This window comes from Micromonospora sp. NPDC005237, assembly GCF_040607775.1.
In the GTDB taxonomy this organism is placed as follows: Bacteria; Actinomycetota; Actinomycetes; order Mycobacteriales; family Micromonosporaceae; genus Micromonospora.
The window spans coordinates 710,128-730,878 of record NZ_JBEXHJ010000002.1; the positions used below are offsets into that span (position 1 = coordinate 710,128).

Consider the following 20,751-nt stretch of genomic DNA (forward strand, 5'->3'; position numbering starts at 1 on the left):
CCGTCCCGCTTCGCTGGCCGCACGCCACGAGTCGGCCACCCAGGCGTCTCGGACCACCGTACGCGCATCTGTCTCGGGGTGGGGGAAGCGACACCCCGCATGTCGCGACTGAGCTGCGGCGATGATCACGGTGGGTGTCCATCGAGGCCCCGACGGACACCCACCGTGACGATGCTCAGAGGCGCTCGACGACGTAGTCGATCGACGCGGTCAGCGCCTCGACATCAGCCGGCTCGACGGCCGGGAACAGCGCCACCCGCAACTGGTTGCGGCCGAGCTTGCGGTACGGCTCGGTGTCGACGATGCCGTTGGCGCGCAGCGCCTTGGCGATCGCGGTGGCGTCCACCCCGTCGGCGAAGTCGATGGTCGCGACCACGTTGGACCGCAGCGCCGGGTCGGTGACGAACGGGGTGGCCACCGTGGACCGCTCCGCCCAGCCGTACACCGTCGCGGCGCTCTCCGCCGTGCGCTTGGCCGCCCAGGCCAGACCACCCTGCGCGTTCATCCAGTCGGTCTGCTCGGCCGCGAGGAAGATGGTGGCCAGCGCCGGGGTGTTGTACGTCTGCTCCAGCCGCGAGTTGTCGATCGCGGTCACCAGGTCCAGGAAGGCCGGGATGTAGCGCCCCGACGCCTTGATCTCGGCGGCCCGGTCCAACGCGGCCGGCGACATCAGGGCCAGCCAGAGGCCGCCGTCGGAGCCGAAGCACTTCTGCGGCGCGAAGTAGTAGACGTCGGTCTCGCCGACGTTGACCTCCAGGCCGCCCGCGCCCGAGGTGGCGTCGACCAGGAGCAGCGACCCCTCGTCCGCACCGGCGACCCGGTTGATCGGCACGGCCACGCCGGTCGAGGTCTCGTTGTGCGGCGTCGCGTACACGTCCACGCCGGCCTCGGCGACCAGGGTCGGCGCGCTGCCCGCCGCGGCCTTGCGGACGGTCGGCTCACCCAGGAACGGAGCGTCGGAGACCGACTTGGCGAACTTCGCGCCGAACTCGCCGAAGCTGGCGAACTGCGCACGGTCGCGGACGAGGCCGAAGGTGGCGACCTCCCAGAACGCGGTGGTGCCGCCGTTGCCGATCACGACCTCGTAGCCCTCGGGCAGCGAGAAGAACTCGGCGATGCCGGAGCGCAGTCGGGCCACCTGGTCGCGGACCGTCTTCTGCCGGTGCGACGTGCCCAGGTAGCTGGTCGCCACCTCGGCGAGCGCGGACACGGCCGCCGGACGGACCTTGGACGGGCCGCAGCCGAAACGTCCGTCGGCGGGCTTGATCTCGTCGGGAATCCGGATGATCGGTGCGTCAGCCACGGTACTGAAGATCCTTCCGCAAGGGCGAGGGCGGGCCCGGCGACACTGCCGGCCCTCATCCTCGCACCCGGGGCGGATGGCGACCGCCGGGGTCCCGACGGCCGGTCTGAGTCCTTCACCACATCGAGCGGCCCACGAGGTCGACAGCGGTCGAAAAGGGCCCCCGCACCACGCCTCGCGGCTGGTGCGGGGGCCCTCCGGGCAGCTCCGGCTTCCGGGCAGCTCAGACGCCGTGCGGGATGGCGGCCCAGCCCTCGACGTCGGACGGCTTGCGGGTGTTCGGGCCGACGTAGCGGGCGGACGGGCGGACCAGCCGCTGCAGACGCTTCTGCTCCAGGATGTGCGCGCTCCAGCCGCCCATCCGGGCGCAGGTGAACATCGAGGTGAACATGTGCGCCGGCACCTCGGCGAAGTCCAGCACCACGGCCGACCAGAACTCGACGTTGGTGGCCAGCACCCGGTCCGGGCGGCGGGCCTGAAGCTCGGCGAGGGCGGCCTTCTCCAGCGCCTCGGCGATCTCGAAGCGCGGTGCGCCCAGCTCCTTGGCGGTGCGCCGGAGCACGCGGGCGCGCGGGTCCTCGGCACGGTAGACCCGGTGGCCGAAGCCCATCAGCCGCTCGCCGCGGTCCAGGACACCCTTGACGTAGCCCTCCGCGTCGCCGCTGCGCTCCACAGCCTCCAGCATGCTGAGCACGCGGGACGGTGCGCCGCCGTGCAGCGGCCCGGAGAGGGCGCCGATGCCCGACGAGATGCAGGCCGCGGCGTCGGCCCCGGTGGAGGCGACGATGCGCGCGGTGAAGGTGGAGGCGTTCAGGCCGTGCTCGGCGGCCGAGATGAAGTACGCGTCGACGGCCTTGACGTGCCGCGGGTCCGGCTCACCCCGCCAGCGCTTCATGAACCGCTCGACGATGGTCTGCGCCTTGTCGATCTCCTTCTGCGGCACCGCCGGCAGGCCGAGGCCACGGGCGGACTGCGCGACGAAGGAGAGCGCGGTCACCGAGACCCGGGCGAGGTCCTCACGGGCCTGCTCGTCGGAGATGTCCAACAGCTGGCTGAGCCCCCAGTACGGCGCCAGCATCGCGACCGCCGACTGCACGTCGACCCGGATGTCGCCGGAGTGCACCGGCACCGGGAACGGCTCCGCCGGGGGCAGGCCCGGCCCGAACCGGCCGTCGACCAGCAGCGCCCACACGTTGCCGAACGAGACCTGGCCGATCAGATCCTCGATGTCGACCCCGCGATAGCGCAGCGCGCCACCCTCGCGGTCGGGTTCGGCGATCTCGGTCTCGAAGGCTACGACGCCCTCCAGACCGGGTTTGAAATCGGCCATGTCGCTCTCCTGGATCTGGTCGGTGCGCCTGATCAGCTGAGCCGGCCCGGTCGGCCGAGCGCCTTAGGCGACCCTCAGGGATGTGTTCGGAACATCTTGCCTGCTGCGTAACCGGATATGCGACCCGCTGCGACTGTGCTGCACACGACATCTGAGGACGCGCATTCTCCGCGCCACTCGGTGAGACTGGGCGATGCGGACTGGCCAGCGCGGAAGGGTGCATGTCGGGCCGCCGAGAAGGAGTGGGGACGTGACGGGCGACACACCCGCCCCGGCCGCGATGCGTAACGAGTACGCCGCGGACCTGGGCCTGACCGAAGCTGACCTGGCCGCCGACTGGCACCGCCAGTTCGACAGCTGGTTCGCCGACGCGGTGGCCTTCGGGCTGCCCGAGCCGAACGCGATGGTGGTGGGCACCGCCGACGCCGCCGGCCGGCCCAGCGGCCGGACGGTGCTGCTCAAGGGGTACGACCCCGAGGGCTTCGTCTTCTTCACCAACCACCTCTCGCGCAAGGGTGTCGAGGCGTCCGCCAACCCGTACGCCAGCCTGGTATTTCCGTGGTTTCCCATGCAGCGGCAGGTGGTGGTCGCCGGGTCGATCGCCCCGGTCGAGCGGGCGGTGACCGAGTCGTACTTCGCGAGCCGGCCACGCGGCTCGCAGCTGGGCGCCTGGGCCAGCCCGCAGTCGCAGGTGGTGCCGGACCGGGCCACGCTGGAGGACCGCTATCGGGAGGTGGCCGAGCGGTTCGCCGACGCGACGGTCATCCCGCCCCCGCCGCACTGGGGTGGTCTGCGGGTCCGGCCGGACTCGGTGGAGTTCTGGCAGGGGCGGGCGGGTCGGCTGCACGACCGCCTGCGGTTCCGTCGCGTCGACGGAAGCGACTGGATCGTCGAGCGGCTGGCGCCGTGACGGGTGTGCAGGAGGCCCGGCCGCGCGGAGCGCGCCGCTGGGCGATCGACGTCCGTCCGCTGCGGGTTCCGGCGTACCGGCGGTTGTGGCTCGGCAACACCGTGGCGATGTTCGGCTTCCAGTTCACCGCCGTGGCGGTGCCGGTGGAGATGTACGCCCTGACCCGGGACTCGTTCTGGGTCGGTCTGCTGGGTGTGGCTGCCTTCGTACCCCTGCTGGTCTTCGGGCTCTGGGGTGGCGCGGTCGCCGACGCCCGCGACCGCCGTGCGGTGCTGCTCGGCGGCTCATTGTTGCTCTGGGCATCCACCCTCGGGTTGCTGGTCCAGGCGCTGCTGAACGTGGGCAGCCCGGTGCTGTTGCTGGCGTTGATGGCGGTGCAGTCGGTGGCCTTCGCGATCACCTCGCCGGCCCGCAGCGCCATGCTGCCCCGGCTGGTGCCGGACGACCTGGTGGCGTCCGCCACCACCCTGAACTACACGACCTTCACCGCCGCCTCGGTCGCCGGCCCGCTCGCCGCCGGTCTGATCCTCTCCGCCTCGCCGGACACCACGGTGGTCCTGCCGATCGCGTACGGGTTGGACGCGGTGCTGTTCACCGCCATGCTCTGGGCCGCGCTGCGCCTCCCCTCGCTCCCGCCCGAGCCGACCGCCGACGGCCAGGCCCGACGTGCCGGCCTGGCCAGTGTGATCGACGGATTCCGGTACCTCGCCACCACGCCGGTGCTGCTGCTCTCCTTCGGCGTCGACCTGATCGCGATGATCCTGGCCATGCCGAGGGCGCTGTTCCCGGAGATCGCCCAGGAGCGGTTCGGCGGCGGTGGCGCGGTCGGCCTGCTCTACAGCGCCATCGCGATCGGCTCGATGATCGGCGGGCTGACCTCCGGCTGGATCGGTCGCCTCCGCCGGCAGGGGGTCGGCCTGGTGGTCGCGGTGGTCGGCTGGGGCCTGGCGATCGCCGCGGCCGGGTTGGCCCACCAGCTCTGGCTGATGGTCCTGCTGCTCGCCGTGGCCGGCGCCGCCGACCTGGTCAGCGCCGTACTGCGCCAGTCCATGCTGCTGGTGTACGCGCCGGACCGGATGCGTGGTCGGCTCCAGGGCGTCAACACGGTGGTGGTGGCCGGCGGTCCGCGCCTGGGTGACCTGCGGGCCGGCACCATGGCCGCCGGGTTCGGCGGCGGGGTGGCCTGGGTCGCCGGTGGGCTCGCCTCGGCGGTGCTCGTGGTGGTGCTCGCGGTCGCCTTCCCGGCGCTGCTGCGCTACCGGGCCACGACGGCGTCGAGCGGCGACCGGCCGTGACCGGTTAGGGTCGCCGACATGGAAAGCCCCGACCAGCGCCCCTTCTCCGGCGCACAGTGGACCATCGCCGCCGCGGGCCACGAGGCAGTCATCGTGGAGGTGGGCGGCGGGCTGCGGACGTACCGGCACGAGGGTGTCGACCTGGTCGACGGGTACCAGACCGACGAGGTGTGCCCCGGCTGCGCCGGGCAGGTGCTCGCGCCCTGGCCGAACCGGATCCGCGACGGTCGCTACCCGTTCGCGGACCGGACGCACCAGCTCGCGCTGACCGAGCCGGAGCGGCACGTCGCCATCCACGGGCTGGTCAACTGGGTGCCGTGGCGGCTGCTGGAGCAGTCCGCGGATGCGGTGACGGTCGGCTACGACCTGCCGCCGCAGCCCGGCTACCCGTGGCCGCTGCGACTGGTCAGCCGGTGGAGCGTCGGCGCGGACGGTCTGCGCGCCGAGCACGAGGTGACCAACATCGGCGCCGAGGTGGCCCCGTTCGGCTTCTCGGTGCACCCGTACCTGCAACTGCCGGGTGTTGCGGTGGACGACCTGGTCATGCGGCTGCCGGCGCGTACCCGTGTGCTGGTGGACGGTCGGCTGCTCCCGGTCGGGGCGACCCCGGTGGCCGGCACCGAGTACGACTGGACCAGCCCGCGCCGGATCGGCGGCGCGGAGTTGGACCTCTGCTTCGGCGAGGTGGTCCGGGACGCCGACGGCGGTTCCTCGGTGAGCCTGGCCGCGCCGGACTCCTCGTCCGGGGTGAGCATCTGGGCGGACGCGGAGTTCGGCTGGTGGCAGGTGTTCACCGGGGACGCGCTCATCGGCGAGCGGCACCGGCGCTCGGTGGCGATCGAGCCGATGACCTGCCCGCCGGACGCGTTCCGCTCGGGCAAGGACCTGCTCACGCTCAAGCCCGGCACGACCTGGCGGGGTGCCTGGGGCATCCGTCCCGGGGCCTGATGGAGTTCGCCGAGGTCGTCCGCCGACGGCGGATGGTGCGCAACTACGACCCGGACCGTCCCGTCCCGCCCGACGTGGTGGATCGGCTGCTCGACCACGCCGTCCGCGCCCCCTCGGCCGGGTTCGCCCAGGGCTGGGGCTTCCTCGTGCTGGAGGAGCCGGCCGACCGGGAGCGGTTCTGGGCCGCCACCACGCCGGAGGGTGGCGGGCGGGAGCGCTGGCTGGCGGGGATGCGCAGGGCGCCGCTCATCGTGGTGCCGCACGCCAACGAGTCGGCCTACCTGCGGCGGTACGCCGAGCCGGACAAGGGTTGGACCGACCGGTCGACCGACCGCTGGCCGGTGCCCTACTGGTACGTGGACACCGGCTTCGCCGCGCTCCTGATGCTGCTCACCGCCGTGGACGAGGGGCTGGGGGCGTGCTTTTTCGGGATTCCGCCGCAGCGGCTGGGCGCGTACCGGGGCGCGTTCGGCGTGCCGGAGGAGTACCACCCCATCGGTGCCGTCACAATCGGTTACCGTGCGCCGGACCATCGGTCACCATCGCTGCGCCGAGGGCGGCGCGAAATGGACGAGGTGGTGCGGCGCGGGCGGTGGAGTTGAGTGGCGCGTCCCGTTCGTCGGAGTTGAGGATCGGGCGAGCGGTAGCGAAACTGACATCAGGGAGCAGAACGTCGCGTGCGCTGGACGGCTAGGCTGGCACGGTCATCGGTGCCGCGCCGCGCGGTGCCCGCCGCGGCCCGGCTCGGTGTCGTCGGTCGGCCCGGCCACGGGGAGGGGAGCGTGCCGTCGTGATCTTCAGAGCGGTCCGGGACGGGCGTCCCTATCCGGAGCACAACCTGACGCTCAAGCAGTGGGCGGAGATTCCGCCCCGTCCGCTGCGCCTGGACCAGTTGATCACCACCAAGCGCGAGCTGGCGCTCGACAAGCTCCTCGCCGAGGACTCGACCTTCTACGGCGACCTCTTTCCGCACGTGGTCCAGTGGAACGGTGGGCTCTACCTGGAGGACGGGCTGCACCGCGCCCTGCGTGCCGCCCTGCAACAGCGCAACCAGATCCACGCCCGTGTGCTGGTGCTCTCCGGGCCGATCGACTGAACGGCGTGAGCTGAGGCTTCGTTAAGGTGACGGCATGACTGCCCTCGATCTGCTCGACCTGGACCCGTCGCTCAGCGAGGAGGAGCGGCAGATCCGCGACGTCGTCCGCCAGCTCGTCGACGACCGGGTCCGCCCACACGTCGCCGAGTGGTACGAGGAGGGTCGCGTGCCGGCCCGCGAGCTGGCCCGCGAGTTCGGCAAACTCGGTCTGCTCGGCATGCACCTGACCGGCTACGGCTGCGCCGGCGCCTCCGCCGTCGCGTACGGGCTGGCCTGCCAGGAGCTGGAGGCCGGTGACTCCGGGCTCCGCTCGCTGGTCTCGGTGCAGGGCTCACTGGCGATGTACGCCATCTGGCGCTACGGCAGCGAGGAGCAGAAGCAACGCTGGCTGCCGGCGATGGCGACCGGCGAGGCGATCGGCTGCTTCGGCCTCACCGAACCCGACCACGGCTCCGACCCGGCGTCCATGACCACCCGGGCCCGCCGCGACGGCGACGACTGGGTGCTCACCGGCGCCAAGATGTGGATCACCAACGCGCCGATCGCCGACGTGGCCGTCATCTGGGCACGCACCGACGAGGGCGTCCGCGGTTTCGCCGTACCCATGGACACGCCCGGCGTCACGGCCCGCGAGATCGGCCGCAAGATGTCCCTGCGCGCGTCGGTGACCGGCGAGATCGTGCTCGACGACGTCCGGCTCCCCGCCGACGCACGGCTGCCCGAGGCGGTCGGGCTCAAGGCGCCGCTGAGCTGCCTGACCGAGGCCCGGTACGGCATCGTCTGGGGCTCACTCGGCGCGGCACGGGACTGCCTGGAGACCACCCTGGCGTACGCCACCAGCCGTACCCAGTTCGGTCGGCCGCTGGCCGGATTCCAACTCACCCAGGCCAAGCTCGCCGACATGGCCGTCGAACTGGTCAAGGGCCAACTGCTCGCGCTGCACCTCGGCCGGCTCGCCGACGGCGGCCGGCTCCGCCCCGAGCAGGTCAGCGTGGGCAAGCTGAACAACGTGCGGGAGGCCCTGGCCATCGCCCGGCAGTGCCGCACCATCCTCGGCGCCAACGGCGTCTCCGGGGAGTACCCGGTGATGCGGCACGCGAACAACCTGGAGAGCGTCCTGACGTACGAGGGCACGTCCGAGATCCACCAGCTCGTCGTCGGGCAGCGGCTCACCGGGCTCTCCGCGTTCGCCTGACCTGCCCGTTTACGCATTCCGGCCGCTCGCCGCGCGGCTGTCGTACCGGGGCCGTACCGTCATTGACAGACGACGTGTCTGACGAGGACGGTGAGTGTGATGGCCCGCGACGCTGGCATCAACGAGCCCACGAGGGAGTTCCCCGGTTACCCGACCGGCGACGACCTCAAGGAGCGCTCGGCCGCGACACCCGACCCGACTCCGGGCGGGCCGGGTGGCACCGATGGTCCTCCGGCCGGCGGGGGTGGGGGTGCGGCCCGTGGGCTGCTCCTCCTGCTCGGTGCCGCCGCGCTGGCCGTGGTGGTGCTGCTCGGCGTGCAGGCGACCGGCTTCCTGCCCGATTTCCGTAACCCGTTCACCAAGGAGCAGACCGACCGCAGCCAGCCGCCGCTGCTGAAGTCGATCCAGGATCTCAGCCGCTACGTGGCCGCCGAAGGCAACTTCCAGGTCGTGGTCGACACCCAGAACGACCGGCGCAACGTCCCGGACTTCCTGCTCAACGAACGCACCCTGTTCGTCGGGGCCGGCAGCGTCGAGGCGTACGTCGACTTCACCAAGATCGGTGAGGGTGCGATCGTGCAGTCCGCCGACGGCAAGTCGGTCGAGATCAAGCTGCCCGCGCCGCAGCTCGGCGAGACCAACCTCGACATGGAGAAGAGCTACGTCTTCGCCGAGCAGCGCGGCCTGCTCAACCGGCTCGGCGACCTGGTCGGCAACGACCCCAACCGCCAGCAGCAGGTCTACCAACTGGCCGAGGAACGGATCACCGCCGCCGCCCGGGACAGCGGGCTCTCCGCCCGCGCCGAGGAGAACACCCGCAAGATGCTGCAGGGGCTGCTGCGCTCGCTGGGCTACCAGCAGGTCACGGTCACCTACACGGCCCCCTGACGCTCGACGCTTCGGCAGTAGGTCGCTGCGGCGCTCGGACGCCCCGGCACCTCCGTGCTCGGTGATCCGGCCCCTCGGCGCCTGGCGGTCCGGCATCTCCACGCTCGGGGCTTCGGTGCCGGAATCCGGTGCCCGGCGCTCCAAAACTGCAGCCGCGCCCGCCCCGACCACCGTCGGGGCGGGCGTTTTCACTGGCCCGCCGCCCGCCGCCCGCCGCCCGCCGCCTGCTGCTCGCCGCCCGCTGCCTGGCGCCTGGCGCCTGGCGCCTGACGCCTGGAGCCCGCCGCCTGGTGCTCGCCGCTCGCCGCCTGCTGCTCGCCGCTCGCCGCTCGCCGCCTGCTGCTTGCCGCTCGCCGCCTGCCGCTTGCCGCTCGCCGCCTGCTCCTCGCTGCTCGCTGCTCGGTGCCCGCACCGACCCGGGCCGCGTTGCTGTGGCTGCCTCCGCGCCGTGCTCGTCCTGCGTCCCCGCTGGCAGGTCGGCAATTACCCGTGCACGCCGCTCGTCGGCGTCGGCCAGGGCGATTTGTCGGGTCCGCGCCATCCTCTGGCTGCGGTATGAGCAGATCTTGGACAGTTTCCGTCAGCAGCTAACGGAAACTGTCCAAGATCTCGGAGTGGAGGGCCGGTTGGGCGCGTGACGCCGACGCGGTCACGCCCTGCGGTCAGGGTTTCTGCGGGGCATGACTTGCGGCGAGTCCGGGTTGTGCCGCTGGTTGCGCCCGCCCGCCGGACCGACCACCACCGCCGCGACTTTCGCGCGGGCCACCAGCACCACCGCCGGGCTGTGCGTCACCGCCGGGTCGTGCGCTACCGCGGGGCCGCGCGCTACCGCTGGGCTGTGCGTCACCGCTGGGCTGTGCGTCACCGCCGGGTCGTGCGCTACCGCCGGGTTGTGCGTCACTGCTGGGCCGCGCGCTACCGCTGGGCTGTGCGTCACCGCGGGGCTCTGCGCTACCGCGGGGCCGCGCGCTGCCACTCGATCGCGCGCCACCAGCGATTCGTGCCCGCCCGAGATTCGCGCCATGTCCAGGAGCGGGGTGGCCGGAGGCCACCACATCGTCGACGTGGTGGCCTCCAGACTGCGCTGTGCTGTGCTGTGCGGGGGTGGTCAGTGGCCGGTGGAGGCGAGGTAGCGGTCCTCGTTCGGCATGAGGATCCAGAGGATCAGGTAGACGATCACCTGGGTGCCGGGCAGCAGCAGTGACAGCAGGAACAGCAGCCGGACCATCCCGGCGGACATGCCGAACCGCTGACCGAGGCCGGCGCAGACACCGGCGAGCATGCGCCCCTGGCGGGGCCGAACCAGTTTGCGACTCATCGTCGTACTCCCACTCTGCGGCGGTGCGCCGCGTCTGCAATCCACGGTAGAAAGGGGTGGCCGTCCTGCCCTCGGTCCCGAGGAGGATCAGCGGTCCATGGACCCGTAGGTACTTACCCGTGCGGCCCCGCTCGACGCCTCCGGCCCGCGCTCCCCGCGCGCAGGCCCCGCGCCCGCGCCCTGCCGGCAGCCCGCGCTCCCCGCGCGCAGGCCCCGCGCCCGCGGCCCGCCGGCAGGCCGCGCCTCTCAAGGTCGTGCTCGATCCTGGATGTAGTGGCTTTCCGCCACTCGCGAGGCCACTACAACAAGGATCGAGCGTGATCATGGAGGCTGCGCGAGGGTGGCCGGGCGGTGACCGGCGGGAGGCGGCCGGGTGGCCCCGCCGCCGTGCTCGGTTGAGGGGTGAGCTGGGCGGGTAGGCTCGCAGGTCGGGCACCCACACCCCGGGTGACCGGCGGCCACCCGACCGGGCGGCCACGAGCGGGGCTGCCGGACCGGCGGCCACGACCGGGCGGATCCCGTACGACGGGATGACGCCGAGGAAGCGCAGCCATGATCAGTGTTTTCGACCTCTTCAGCGTCGGCATCGGGCCGTCCAGCTCGCACACGGTCGGGCCGATGCGGGCCGCCCGTACGTTCGTGGCCGGGCTCAAGGCCGACGGGCTGCTCACCGAGACGGCGCGGGTGCAGGCCGAGCTGTTCGGTTCGCTGGGCGCGACCGGGCACGGGCACGGCAGCGACCGGGCGGTGCTGCTGGGGCTGGCCGGCGAGGCGCCGGAGACGGTCGACACCGACACCGTCGGTCCTCGGGTCGAGCGGATCCGCGCCGAGCGGCGGATCAGTCTGCTGGGTGCGCACGAGATCGACTTCGATCCGGACCGGGACCTGACGCTGCACCGTCGCCGGTCGCTGCCGTACCACCCGAACGGGATGACCTTCGTGGCCTTCGACGCGGCCGGGGAGCAGGTCCGGGCCCGCAGCTACTACTCCGTCGGCGGTGGCTTCGTGGTGGACGAGGCGGCGGCGGGCGCGGACCGCATCAAGCCGGACAGCACGCGGGTGCGATACCCGTTCCTGACCGGGGCGCAGCTGCTGGAGGTCACCACCCGCACCGGGCTGTCGATCAGCGAGGTGATGCTCGCCAACGAGCGCTCGTGGCGCAGCGAGGCGGAGATCCGGGCCGGCCTGCTGGAAATCTGGCGGGTCATGCGGGAGTGCGTGCAGCGCGGCTATGAGCGGGACGGCGTACTCCCTGGTGGTTTGAAGGTCCGGCGGCGCGCGGCGGAGTTGCGGCGCGGCCTGGAGGCGGAGGTCGGGACGCCCGATCCGCTGCACGCCATGGACTGGGTGACGCTGTTCGCCCTCGCGGTGAACGAGGAGAACGCGGCCGGCGGTCGGGTGGTGACCGCGCCGACGAACGGCGCGGCGGGGATCATCCCGGCGGTGCTGCACTACTACAGCCGCTTCATCGAAAAAGCCGACGACGACGGCGTGGTGCGGTTCCTGCTGGCGGCCGGCGCGATCGGCGTGCTGTTCAAGGAGAACGCGTCGATCTCCGGCGCGGAGGTCGGCTGTCAGGGTGAGGTCGGCTCGGCCTGCTCGATGGCGGCGGCGGGGCTGGCCGAGGTGCTCGGTGGCACTCCGGAACAGGTGGAGAACGCCGCCGAGATCGGGATGGAGCACAACCTCGGGTTGACCTGTGACCCGGTGGGTGGCCTGGTGCAGATCCCCTGCATCGAGCGGAACGCGGTGGCTAGCATCAAGGCGATCACGGCCGCCCGGTTGGCCCTGCGCGGCGACGGCGTGCACAAGGTGTCGCTGGACAAGGTCATCAAGACCATGCGGGAGACGGGCGCCGACATGAAGGTCAAGTACAAGGAGACGGCGCGGGGCGGTCTGGCCGTCAACGTGATCGAGTGCTGAACCCCGCCGATTCGGGGCATTCGTTCACCGACTGCTAACCTGGCGTCCGTTTTCAGGAGGCGGGAGGCTGCGGTGACCTCTGGCGTCGCGGCCCTGTGGTCGCACCGCAACTCGCTGCGCATCCTGGTCCGACGGGATCTGGCGGTCAAGTACCAGCAGTCGGTGCTGGGTTACTTCTGGTCGCTGATCGAGCCACTCGGCATGGGCGCCATCTACTGGTTCGTCTTCGGGGTGCTCTACTCCCGCGACACCGGTCGGCACCTCGGCGAGGCGGCCGGGTCGTACCCGTTGTTCCTGATCACCGGGATCTTCGCCTGGATGTGGGCCAGTTCGGCGCTGAGCGAGGCCACCAACGCGCTGACCGGCCAGTCCCGGCTGATCACCACGATGAACGTGCCGCGGCAGGTGTTCCCGATCGGCCGGGTCACCGGTCGGTTCGCCGAGTACGCGGCCGGCCTGCCGATCCTGATCGGCATCGCGGTGATCTACGCGGCGCGTGGCAAGATCCACCCCGGGTGGTCGCTGCTCGCCCTGCCGCTCGCGGTGGCGGTGCAGGCGGTGCTGCTGATCGGGCTGGCCCTGCTGTTGTCCGCGTGGAACGTGCTGATGCGCGACGTGGAGCGGTTCCTGCGGCTGATCATCCGGGTGCTGTTCTACGCCACGCCGATCATCTATCCGCTCAGCCTGGTCCGGGAGTCCGGCCTGCCGGGCTGGCTGAAGGTGGCGTACGAGCTGAACCCGCTGGTCGGGATCTTCCAGCTGCACCACGCGATCTGGTACCCGGACGAGTTCCCGGACACCCGCCTGCTCGCCACCACGGTCGTCGGCAGCCTGCTGGTGCTGGCCGCCGGTTGGTGGTCGTTCCGCCGGTTGGAACCCGCCGTGCTCAAGGAACTCTGACGTGGCCGCGCCGATCATCGAGGCGGACGGTCTGGGCATCCGGTTCGTCCGCAACCGGCGCCGCCAACTGCGGCTGCGCGAGCTGTTCATCCACCGGGGCGCCCGGGGCGCCCTGCCCGGCCAGTTCTGGCCGCTGCGCGACGTGTCGTTCACCGTCGAGCCGGGCGAGACCGTCGGGGTGATCGGCCGCAACGGCACCGGCAAGAGCACCCTGCTGCGGCTGATCGCCGGGGTGCTCATCCCCGACGAGGGCGACATCCGGGTGCACGGCGCGGTGGCGCCGCTGCTGGAGTTGTCCGCCGGCTTCTCCAACGACCTGACCGGGCGGGAGAACCTGCACCTGGTCGGTGGGCTGCACGGGCTGTCGACGAGCTACCTGAAGCGGCACTTCGACGAGATCGTCGAGTTCGCCGGTGAGCAGGTGGAACGGGCCATCGACACGTCGGTGCGGCACTACTCGTCGGGAATGAAGGTGCGGCTCGGCTTCGCGATCATCTCGCACCTGCCGCACCCGATCCTGTTGATGGACGAGGTGACCGCGGTCGGCGACGCGGAGTTCCGCAAGAAGTGTTACGCGACGATTGAACGTCTGCTCGGGGAGGGGCGCACGCTCGTGCTGGTGTCACACAACGAAAAGGACCTGACCCGGTTCTGCCGTCGGGGGTTGTACCTCGACGCGGGCCGGTTGACGCTCGACGGCACCATCGCCGAGGCGCTCGACGCGTACCACGCCGCGGTTGCGCGGTGACGCTCGCGATCGTGCTCGCCGCCGGGACGGCCGCGGCGAGCCTGCGCACCGCGTCCGGCGAGCCGCTGGCCGACCGACTCGCCGCCCAGCTGCGCCGGGCCGGGGCGGCCGACGTGCGCTTCGCCGCCACCCTCGACGAGCTGGCCGAGCTGGCCGAGCTGGCCGACGCCGCCGACGGGCCGCTGCTGATCAGTGGCACCGACCTGGTGGCGCACACCGCCGTACTGCGGCACCTCGCCACCAGCCCGGTGGGACCGACCGTGGCACTGGTGCTGACCGACCCGCCGGTGCCCGGACGGACCGCCGTGCGCGAGGAGCGCGGCCAGATCGTCGACGCCGGCCCGCTGGACGCCCTCGACGGTGACGCGACCGGCGTGTTCGGTGGCGCGTTGCGCGTCGGCGTCGACGACCTGCCGACCCTGGCCGCCGCCGCGCGGGCCGCCGCCGTCGGCGCGCGACCCCTTGCCGCCCCGATCGGGCCGGCCGGTGACGTGTCGCCGCTGCCGGCGGGCGGGGGCGCCGGCCACGACGAGCCCGGGCCCGCCGTGGACCGGCTCGTCGCGGGTCTCGCGGCGCTCGGCACCCTGATCTTCGCCCAGCGGGTACGCCTCCTCGTCGCGCACCGGGTCGAGGACCCGGCCGGGCTGGTCGCCGCCGAGGCGGCGGTGACGGCGGTCGACGAGGACCGCGCCGAGCTGCGGCTGTCGGTGAAGGAGCGGGACGACTTCTTCTCCACGTACTTCGTCAGCACCTGGTCGCCGTACGTGGTCCGGCTCGCGGCCCGGCTGCGGCTCACCCCGACCGGGGTCACGGTGATCTCGGTGCTGTTCGCGCTGGCCGCCGCCGTGCTGTTCGGGGTCGGCGGGCGACCCGCGCTGGTCGGCGGCGCGGTGCTGCTCTACCTCGGCTTCGTGCTGGACTGCGTGGACGGTCAGCTGGCCCGCTACACCCGGCACTTCAGCGCGTGGGGCGGCTGGCTGGACACGATGGCCGACCGGGCGAAGGAGTACCTGGTCTACGCCGGCCTGGGCTTTGGAGTCAGTCACGCCGGGCTGGGCAACGGCTGGGCGTTGGCGATCGCCGCGATGACGTTGCAGACCGTCCGGCACATGACCGACACCTGGTACGGGGTGCTGCACGACGAGGCGGCACGCCGGCCCCGGACGGCGGCGGGAGCCAGCGGCGGTATCGGTGACCGGCTGAACGCCGCGTCGACGCGGGTGCAGGCGGACACGGGCTCGCTGTCGTACTGGCTGAAGCGGACCGTGGTGTTCCCGATCGGTGAGCGGTGGGCGCTGATCGCGCTGACCGTGGCGCTGTTCAATCCGTTGGTCAGCCTCATCGCGGTGCTGGTCTGGGGTGGGTTGGCGTTCGCGTACACCGGGGCGTTGCGCACGTTGCGGGCCCGCTGGATGTGGGTGCCGGTGCTGGACACGGTCGACGCGACCCTGCACCGCGACGACGGCCCGCTGGCCCGCCGGCTGCCGGTGGTCCGCCCGATGGGGCCGCTCACTTTGGCGGTGATCGCCGCGCTCGGCCCGGCGGTGCTGCTTGTCGTCGCCCTGCTGGGCGACTCGCCGGCAGGGCTGCGGTGGGCGGTGCCGGTGGCGTTGCTGGTGCTGCTGGCCGGTGGCCTCGGCGCCGGGGCCGCGCACAACGGCCCGCTGGACTGGCTGGTGCCGGCGGCGCTGCGGGCCGCCGAGTACCTGTTCGCGATCGCCGTCGGGGTGGTCGGCGACGCGCCGGGCTGGCTGATCTTCGGCTACGTCTTCGTGCTCACCGTGCACCACTACGACCTGACGGCGCGACTGGAGAAGCGGCAGACGGCGCCGCCGCTGCACGTCGCCACGCTGGGCTGGGACGGACGTTCGGTGCTGCTGGCCCTCGCGGCGATTGTCGGCATCGTGAGTATCGGCATGGCTACACTCGGTGCGTACCTTCTCGTGGTTTTCGTGGCGAGCGTCGTCCTGGCCTGGTTCGTCCGGCCGGCCCGTAGCGCGCGGGCGTCGGCCGCGCCGGTGGGCGCGGGAGGTGTCGCGCCGCGCTGACGGAGGGACGGCCGGATGACCCTGATCAGTTTCGTGGTGCCGGCCTTCCGGGTGCAGGGGTATCTGCGCGAGTGCCTGGACTCGGTCCTCGGCCAGCCGGTGACCGACCTCGAGGTGATCGCCGTCGACGACTGCTCGCCCGACGCCAGCGGCGAGATCATCGACGAGTACGCGGCCCGCGACCAGCGGGTCCGGTCGGTCCGGCTGTCGGAGAACGTCGGCCTCGGTCCAGCCCGCAACATCGGGCTGGACCAGGCCGTCGGCGAGTACGTGTGGTTTCTCGACGGGGACGACTGGCTGGCGCCGGACTGCCTGCGGGAGGTGGCCGAGCGACTGCGCGCGACCCGGCCGGACGTGCTGCTGGTGGACCACGTCCGGACGCACTGGAACGACACCGCCACCCGCAGCGCGATGGCCGAGGTGTTCCCGGAGTCGCCCGGGGCGGCCACTTTCCGGCTGCGGGACCGGCCGGAGGCGATGCGGCTGCTGCACACCGCCTGGAACCGGCTGGTCCGCCGCGAGTTTCTGGTCGAGCTGGGGTTGCGCTTCTCGGACGGCTGGTACGAGGACGTCTCGTTCAGCTACCCGGTGCTGATGGCGGCGCAGCGGATCGGCGTACTGGATCGGGTCTGCGTCAACTACCGGCAGCGCCGTGCCGGCGCGATCACGAAGACCAGAGGGGACCGGCACTTCGAGGTGTTCCCGCAGTGGCACCGGGTCTTCCACCTGATGGACGCCTGGTCGCCGGCGGTGGACGCGCTGCGGCCGGCGGTCTTCGAACGGATGATCTGGCACTACCTGACCGTGCTCGGCAACGGTCAGCGGATCGCCCCGGAACTGCGGCCGGCGTTCTTCGCGCAGATCACCGCCGACTACGCGCGGTGGCTGCCGGAGGGCGGGTATCCCGTGCCGGAGGGCGTCGAGGGAGTCAAGCACCGGCTGGTGGCGGCCGGCCGGTGGCGGACGTTCAGCGCGTTGCGGGCCGCCAGCCGGGCCCGCGACACGGCCCGGAGGCAGGCGCGTACCGCCCGTCGTCGGGTCGGGCCGGTGGCCCGGCGTGGCGCGCGGCTGACCCGCGACGGGCTGCTGCACGAGTACTACCGGGCGGAGCTGCGCCGGCCGGTGGACCCGACGCTCGCGGTGTACGCGGCCTACTGGTACCGCGGGTACTCCTGCAACCCGGCCGCGATCTACGAGGCGGCCCGCCGGCTGGCCCCCGAGGTGCGGGGCGTGTGGATCGTGCGCCGCGACCGGGTGGACGATGTCCCGGCCGGGGTGGAGTACGTCGTCGCCGGCACCCCGGCGTACTACCGGGTCCTCGCGCGGGCCCGGTGGTTGGTCAACAACGTCAACTACCCGGACTTCGTGCGCAAGCGGCCGGAGCAGGTGCACGTGCAGACCCATCACGGCACCCCGGTCAAGGTGATGGGGCTCGACCAGCAGCGCTACCCGGTCGGCGCGGGCCGGATGGACTTCGCCGGCCTGCTGCGCCGGGTGGACCGTTGGGACTACAGCGTCAGCGCCAACAGCTTCTCCACCCAGATGTGGGACCGGGCCTATCCGGCCACCTACACGACGCTGGAGGTGGGCTATCCGCGCAACGACCGGCTGGTCACGGCCAGTCCGGACGAGGTACGCCGGCTCCGCGCGGAGTTCGGCTTCGGGCCCGACGAGCAGGTGGTCCTGTACGCCCCGACGCACCGCGAGCACCTGCCCGGCTACCGGCCGCCCTTCGACCCGGACCGGTTCGTCGCCGCGCTCGGTGACTCGGGGCGGCTGCTGATGCGCAGCCACTACTTCCACGACCGGGAGCGCCGGCCCGGCTGGCCGCTGGACTTCCAGCGGGTGCGCGACGTCAGCGGCTACCAGCGGGTGGAGGACCTCTACCTCGTCGCCGACGTGCTGGTCACCGACTACTCCTCGGCGATGTTCGACTATGCGGTGCTGGACCGGCCCATCGTGCTCTACACACCGGACTGGGAGGCGTACCGCCTGGCCCGGGGTGTCTACTTCGACGTCACCGCGGAGCCACCGGGGGCTGTGGCCACCACGTTCGCCGACCTGCTCGACCTGTTCCGCACGGACGCGGTGCGCTCGGACGCCGCGCACAAGGCCCGCCAGCACTTCCGGGGCCGGTTCTGCCGCCTGGACGACGGGCAGGCGGCCGAGCGGGTGGTGCGCCGGGTGTTCCTCGGCGAACAGCCCGAACCGTCGGCGGGCTGCTGACCGCGACGACACCTCGTCCCGGCGTAATAGCGGCGTCATGGGCCGAACACGAGACGTTTACCCGATGTGCGAATCGAATGATCCTGGTCACAGTCTTGTGGGGGTTCGGCCGACGACCTGGGGGAGGTGACGGTGAGCACCGTCGCGCTCAAAGATGTGACCAAAGTTTTCAAGGACGGCACGTTGGCCGTCGACAGCATAAATCTGGATGTGAACGACGGCGAGTTCATGGTGTTGCTGGGGCCATCCGGCTGCGGCAAGTCCACAGTGCTGCGCATGATCGCCGGTCTGGAGGACCCGACACAGGGCGCGGTGCTGCTGGACGGGGAGCTGGCCAACGACCTGCCGCCACGCGACCGCAAGATCGCGATGGTCTTCCAGGACTTCGCGCTCTATCCGCACATGACCGTTGGCGACAACATCGCCTTTCCGCTGCGGCTGGCCGGTGTCGAACCGGAGCCGCGCGGTGAGCGGGTGACCGACGTGGCGAGCGCCCTGGGCATCAGCGACGTGCTCGCCCGCAAGCCGGGCCAGCTCTCCGGCGGCCAGCGCCAGCGGGTCGCCATGGGCCGCGCAATCGTCCGACGACCGGGGCTGTTCCTGATGGACGAGCCGCTGTCGAACCTGGACAGTGGGCTGCGCGCCGAGCTGCGCGCGGAGATTTCCGGGCTGACCCGGGAGCTGGGCGTCACCACCGTCTACGTCACCCACGACCAGGCCGAGGCGCTGACCATGGCCGACCGGGTGGCCATCATGCGCCGCGGCGTGCTCCAGGACGTGGGCACACCCACCCAGGTGTACGGCCGCCCGGCGACGCTCTACGTGGCCGCCTTCCTGGGCAGCCCCCGGATGAACCTGCTGGAGGCGTCGGTCTACGTCCACCTCGACCGGTACGTCACGCTCAACCTCGGTGACCAGTCGCTCTACCTGCCGTGGAACGACATCCGCAGCCGGGCGGTGGCGCATTACCACGGCGAGCGGATCGTGGTCGGGATGCGGGCCGAGGCGCTCACCCCGGTCGCCCCGGACAGCCCCGGTGACGTGCTGCGCGGCCGGATCCGCTACCTGGAGCACCACGGGCACGAATCGCTGGCGTTCCTCGACATCGGGGCGACCGCGATCGTCGTGGACGAGATGGGCGCGCCTCTGGACCCGCCGCCCGTTGGCCAGCGAGGCCTGCGCCGGTTCGGTGCGGTGATGCAGCGGCTCACCGGCAAGCCGGTGGAGCCCCAGGAGGTCTCGAACGGCGCCACGCGGACCAGCGTCCTCCCCGACCCGGGCCGGCACCACCGTCGCCCGGCCGAGTTGGCGGTGCGGCTGGCGCCGTACCCGGCGGTCACCGCCGGTCATCCGCTCGCCGTGTCGGTTCGGATGGACGCGCTGCACTTCTTCGACGAGCGCGGGGCCCGGATCGACGTGGGTTGGCGGTGACGCCACGCCGTAGCGGGGTGGCGGGAGGTCCGTCCGGTGTCCTACCGTCTGCCCACCTAGTCCACTATGTGACACACCGAAAGGGGTGCACCCGTGTCGGGTGACCGTCCCAGCCCGCTCGTCATCGAGCGCATCCTGCGCGACCGGCAGGGCATCTGGCAGCAGATCGTGGCCGAGGGCGACCTCAACGCGCTGACCGGGCGGATGCTGGCCAGCTCCGCCATCGCGCTCGCCTGCTACGGCGCGGTGCTCGGGGCGTTCCACAGCCCGCTGATGGCGCTCACGTCCGCGCTGAAACTGCCGCTGCTGTTCCTGGTCACGCTGGCCATCTGCCTGCCCACGCTCTATCTGTTCAACCTGGTGTTCGGCGCCCGGCTGTCGGTGCGCCAGTCGCTAGCGCTGGTGATGGTCGCGATCACGGTCACGTCGATGCTCGCGGTGGCGTTCGCACCGATCAGCCTCTTCTTCCTGATCACCGCGCCCGACTACGGCTTCTTCAAGCTGCTCAACGTCGCCATCCTGACGCTGTCGGCGCTGGTCGGGCTGCGCTTTTTGACCGGCGGGATGCAGGTGCTCAACGACCACGGCCTGCTCGCCCCGGCGGTGGCCACGGCCGGGGCCGCGGGCCAGGTCAACGCCCAAGCGCCGGCGGTGCCGGCTGCCGTGCCCGCCGGTTCGGTGCCGGCCAGCGTGCCCGCCGGTGCGGCCTCGTCCGCCGATGCGGGTGCCGAGCCGGTCGCCGTGTCGGCGGGAGCAGCGGTGGCGGGGTCGGCCGCGAACGGTGGCACGCCCGCCGCGACGCCGACGGTGCAGACCCCGGCGCACGTCCCGGCCCACGTCCCGGCCCAGTGGGGCGGACAGCCGGCCCCCGGCTCGTTCCCGCCCGGCATGATGCCGCCCGGCTACCCGGCGGCGCAGCGTCCGTGGGCCACCCCGCCGGCCCGGCGCGGCGAGCCGACGCAGCGGCCGGCCAGCATGACGCTGCTCTACATCTGGATCCTGCTCTTCGGGTTCGTCGGCACCCAGTTGGCGTGGACGCTGCGTCCGTTCTTCGGTGACCCGGGTCAGGATTTCTCGCTCTTCCGCAGCATCGACGGCAACTTCTACGCGGAGATCCTGCGGACGATCGCCAACCTCTGACCCATCGGTAGCCGGGAAAAACCCTGGTTGCCGCCCTGGTTACCGAGAAGTA

17 protein-coding genes are annotated in these 20,751 nt (G+C 72.0%); 14 read left to right on the forward strand and 3 right to left on the reverse strand.

Annotated features, from left to right (window positions below; genetic code table 11):
• Positions 1 to 175: 175 nt before the first annotated feature.
• Both serC and ABZT87_RS08290 read right to left on the reverse strand, forming a co-directional pair.
• Positions 176 to 1,303, reverse strand: coding sequence for a phosphoserine transaminase (gene serC, locus ABZT87_RS08285; RefSeq protein WP_355134439.1), 1,128 nt, complete (start codon positions 1,301 to 1,303; stop codon positions 176 to 178).
• A gap of 223 nt (positions 1,304 to 1,526) precedes the next feature.
• Positions 1,527 to 2,633, reverse strand: a complete 1,107-nt coding sequence (locus ABZT87_RS08290) for a citrate synthase 2 (protein ID WP_354862774.1) — start codon at positions 2,631 to 2,633, stop codon at positions 1,527 to 1,529.
• A gap of 193 nt (positions 2,634 to 2,826) precedes the next feature.
• Here ABZT87_RS08290 and pdxH point away from each other — a divergent pair, with 193 nt between their 5' ends.
• From pdxH to ABZT87_RS08325, 7 genes are all read left to right on the forward strand, one after another.
• Positions 2,827 to 3,543: a pyridoxamine 5'-phosphate oxidase gene (gene pdxH, locus ABZT87_RS08295; RefSeq protein ID WP_355134441.1), complete on the forward strand. Its 717-nt coding sequence runs from the start codon at positions 2,827 to 2,829 to the stop codon at positions 3,541 to 3,543.
• A complete protein-coding gene (locus ABZT87_RS08300; RefSeq protein ID WP_354862778.1) occupies positions 3,540 to 4,838 on the forward strand; it encodes an MFS transporter in 1,299 nt (432 codons plus the stop codon). Before pdxH ends, ABZT87_RS08300 begins: the two co-directional genes overlap by 4 nt.
• An 18-nt stretch (positions 4,839 to 4,856) precedes the next feature.
• Entirely contained in the window at positions 4,857 to 5,786 is a 930-nt protein-coding gene (locus tag ABZT87_RS08305; protein WP_355134443.1) for an aldose 1-epimerase family protein, read from the forward strand.
• Complete coding sequence (locus tag ABZT87_RS08310) at positions 5,786 to 6,388, forward strand: nitroreductase family protein (protein WP_354862781.1); 603 nt, start codon at positions 5,786 to 5,788, stop codon at positions 6,386 to 6,388. Before ABZT87_RS08305 ends, ABZT87_RS08310 begins: the two co-directional genes overlap by 1 nt.
• 188 nt (positions 6,389 to 6,576) lie before the next feature.
• Complete coding sequence (locus ABZT87_RS08315; protein WP_354862783.1) at positions 6,577 to 6,882, forward strand: type II toxin-antitoxin system VapB family antitoxin; 306 nt, start codon at positions 6,577 to 6,579, stop codon at positions 6,880 to 6,882.
• Positions 6,883 to 6,916: 34 nt separating this feature from the next.
• The gene (locus ABZT87_RS08320; RefSeq protein ID WP_355134445.1) at positions 6,917 to 8,077 is read left to right on the forward strand and encodes an acyl-CoA dehydrogenase family protein; all 1,161 of its coding nucleotides are present in this window, start codon (positions 6,917 to 6,919) and stop codon (positions 8,075 to 8,077) included.
• A gap of 99 nt (positions 8,078 to 8,176) precedes the next feature.
• Complete coding sequence (locus ABZT87_RS08325) at positions 8,177 to 8,965, forward strand: DUF4230 domain-containing protein (RefSeq protein ID WP_354862786.1); 789 nt, start codon at positions 8,177 to 8,179, stop codon at positions 8,963 to 8,965.
• Between the two features lie 1,108 nt (positions 8,966 to 10,073).
• Here ABZT87_RS08325 and ABZT87_RS08330 read toward each other — a convergent pair.
• Positions 10,074 to 10,283 (reverse strand): PspC domain-containing protein, encoded by a 210-nt coding sequence (locus tag ABZT87_RS08330; RefSeq protein WP_007454856.1) that lies wholly within the window; start codon positions 10,281 to 10,283, stop codon positions 10,074 to 10,076.
• Positions 10,284 to 10,835: 552 nt separating this feature from the next.
• Between ABZT87_RS08330 and ABZT87_RS08335 the strand changes: the two genes are divergently transcribed.
• The 7 genes from ABZT87_RS08335 (at position 10,836) to ABZT87_RS08365 (ending at position 20,699) form a co-directional block, all read left to right on the forward strand.
• Positions 10,836 to 12,206: an L-serine ammonia-lyase gene (locus ABZT87_RS08335; RefSeq protein ID WP_355134447.1), complete on the forward strand. Its 1,371-nt coding sequence runs from the start codon at positions 10,836 to 10,838 to the stop codon at positions 12,204 to 12,206.
• A 72-nt stretch (positions 12,207 to 12,278) separates the two neighbouring features.
• Positions 12,279 to 13,106 carry an ABC transporter permease gene (locus ABZT87_RS08340; protein ID WP_355066676.1) on the forward strand — a complete coding sequence of 276 codons (828 nt, stop codon included), beginning with the start codon at positions 12,279 to 12,281 and terminating at the stop codon, positions 13,104 to 13,106.
• A 1-nt stretch (position 13,107) separates the two neighbouring features.
• The gene (locus ABZT87_RS08345; protein ID WP_355134449.1) at positions 13,108 to 13,854 is read left to right on the forward strand and encodes an ABC transporter ATP-binding protein; all 747 of its coding nucleotides are present in this window, start codon (positions 13,108 to 13,110) and stop codon (positions 13,852 to 13,854) included.
• A gap of 41 nt (positions 13,855 to 13,895) precedes the next feature.
• On the forward strand, positions 13,896 to 15,902 hold the full coding sequence (locus tag ABZT87_RS08350; protein WP_355134620.1) for a DUF5941 domain-containing protein: 2,007 nt from the start codon (positions 13,896 to 13,898) through the stop codon (positions 15,900 to 15,902).
• A gap of 15 nt (positions 15,903 to 15,917) precedes the next feature.
• Positions 15,918 to 18,128 (forward strand): bifunctional glycosyltransferase family 2 protein/CDP-glycerol:glycerophosphate glycerophosphotransferase, encoded by a 2,211-nt coding sequence (locus ABZT87_RS08355; RefSeq protein WP_355134451.1) that lies wholly within the window; start codon positions 15,918 to 15,920, stop codon positions 18,126 to 18,128.
• A 132-nt stretch (positions 18,129 to 18,260) separates the two neighbouring features.
• Entirely contained in the window at positions 18,261 to 19,559 is a 1,299-nt protein-coding gene (locus ABZT87_RS08360; RefSeq protein WP_354861948.1) for an ABC transporter ATP-binding protein, read from the forward strand.
• A 93-nt stretch (positions 19,560 to 19,652) separates the two neighbouring features.
• Positions 19,653 to 20,699 (forward strand): hypothetical protein, encoded by a 1,047-nt coding sequence (locus ABZT87_RS08365; RefSeq protein WP_355066674.1) that lies wholly within the window; start codon positions 19,653 to 19,655, stop codon positions 20,697 to 20,699.
• Positions 20,700 to 20,751: the final 52 nt, after the last annotated feature.

What these genes read in the sequence shown, in the direction of transcription:
- ABZT87_RS08290 (WP_354862774.1), bottom strand. Translation starts at nt 2,633, where the DNA reads ATGGCCGATTTCAAACCCGGTCTGGAGGGCGTCGTAGCCTTCGAGACC.
- pdxH (WP_355134441.1), top strand. Translation starts at nt 2,827, where the DNA reads ATGCGGACTGGCCAGCGCGGAAGGGTGCATGTCGGGCCGCCGAGAAGG.
- ABZT87_RS08305 (WP_355134443.1), top strand. Translation starts at nt 4,857, where the DNA reads ATGGAAAGCCCCGACCAGCGCCCCTTCTCCGGCGCACAGTGGACCATC.
- ABZT87_RS08310 (WP_354862781.1), top strand. Translation starts at nt 5,786, where the DNA reads ATGGAGTTCGCCGAGGTCGTCCGCCGACGGCGGATGGTGCGCAACTAC.
- ABZT87_RS08320 (WP_355134445.1), top strand. Translation starts at nt 6,917, where the DNA reads ATGACTGCCCTCGATCTGCTCGACCTGGACCCGTCGCTCAGCGAGGAG.
- ABZT87_RS08325 (WP_354862786.1), top strand. Translation starts at nt 8,177, where the DNA reads ATGGCCCGCGACGCTGGCATCAACGAGCCCACGAGGGAGTTCCCCGGT.
- ABZT87_RS08330 (WP_007454856.1), bottom strand. Translation starts at nt 10,283, where the DNA reads ATGAGTCGCAAACTGGTTCGGCCCCGCCAGGGGCGCATGCTCGCCGGT.
- ABZT87_RS08335 (WP_355134447.1), top strand. Translation starts at nt 10,836, where the DNA reads ATGATCAGTGTTTTCGACCTCTTCAGCGTCGGCATCGGGCCGTCCAGC.
- ABZT87_RS08355 (WP_355134451.1), top strand. Translation starts at nt 15,918, where the DNA reads ATGACCCTGATCAGTTTCGTGGTGCCGGCCTTCCGGGTGCAGGGGTAT.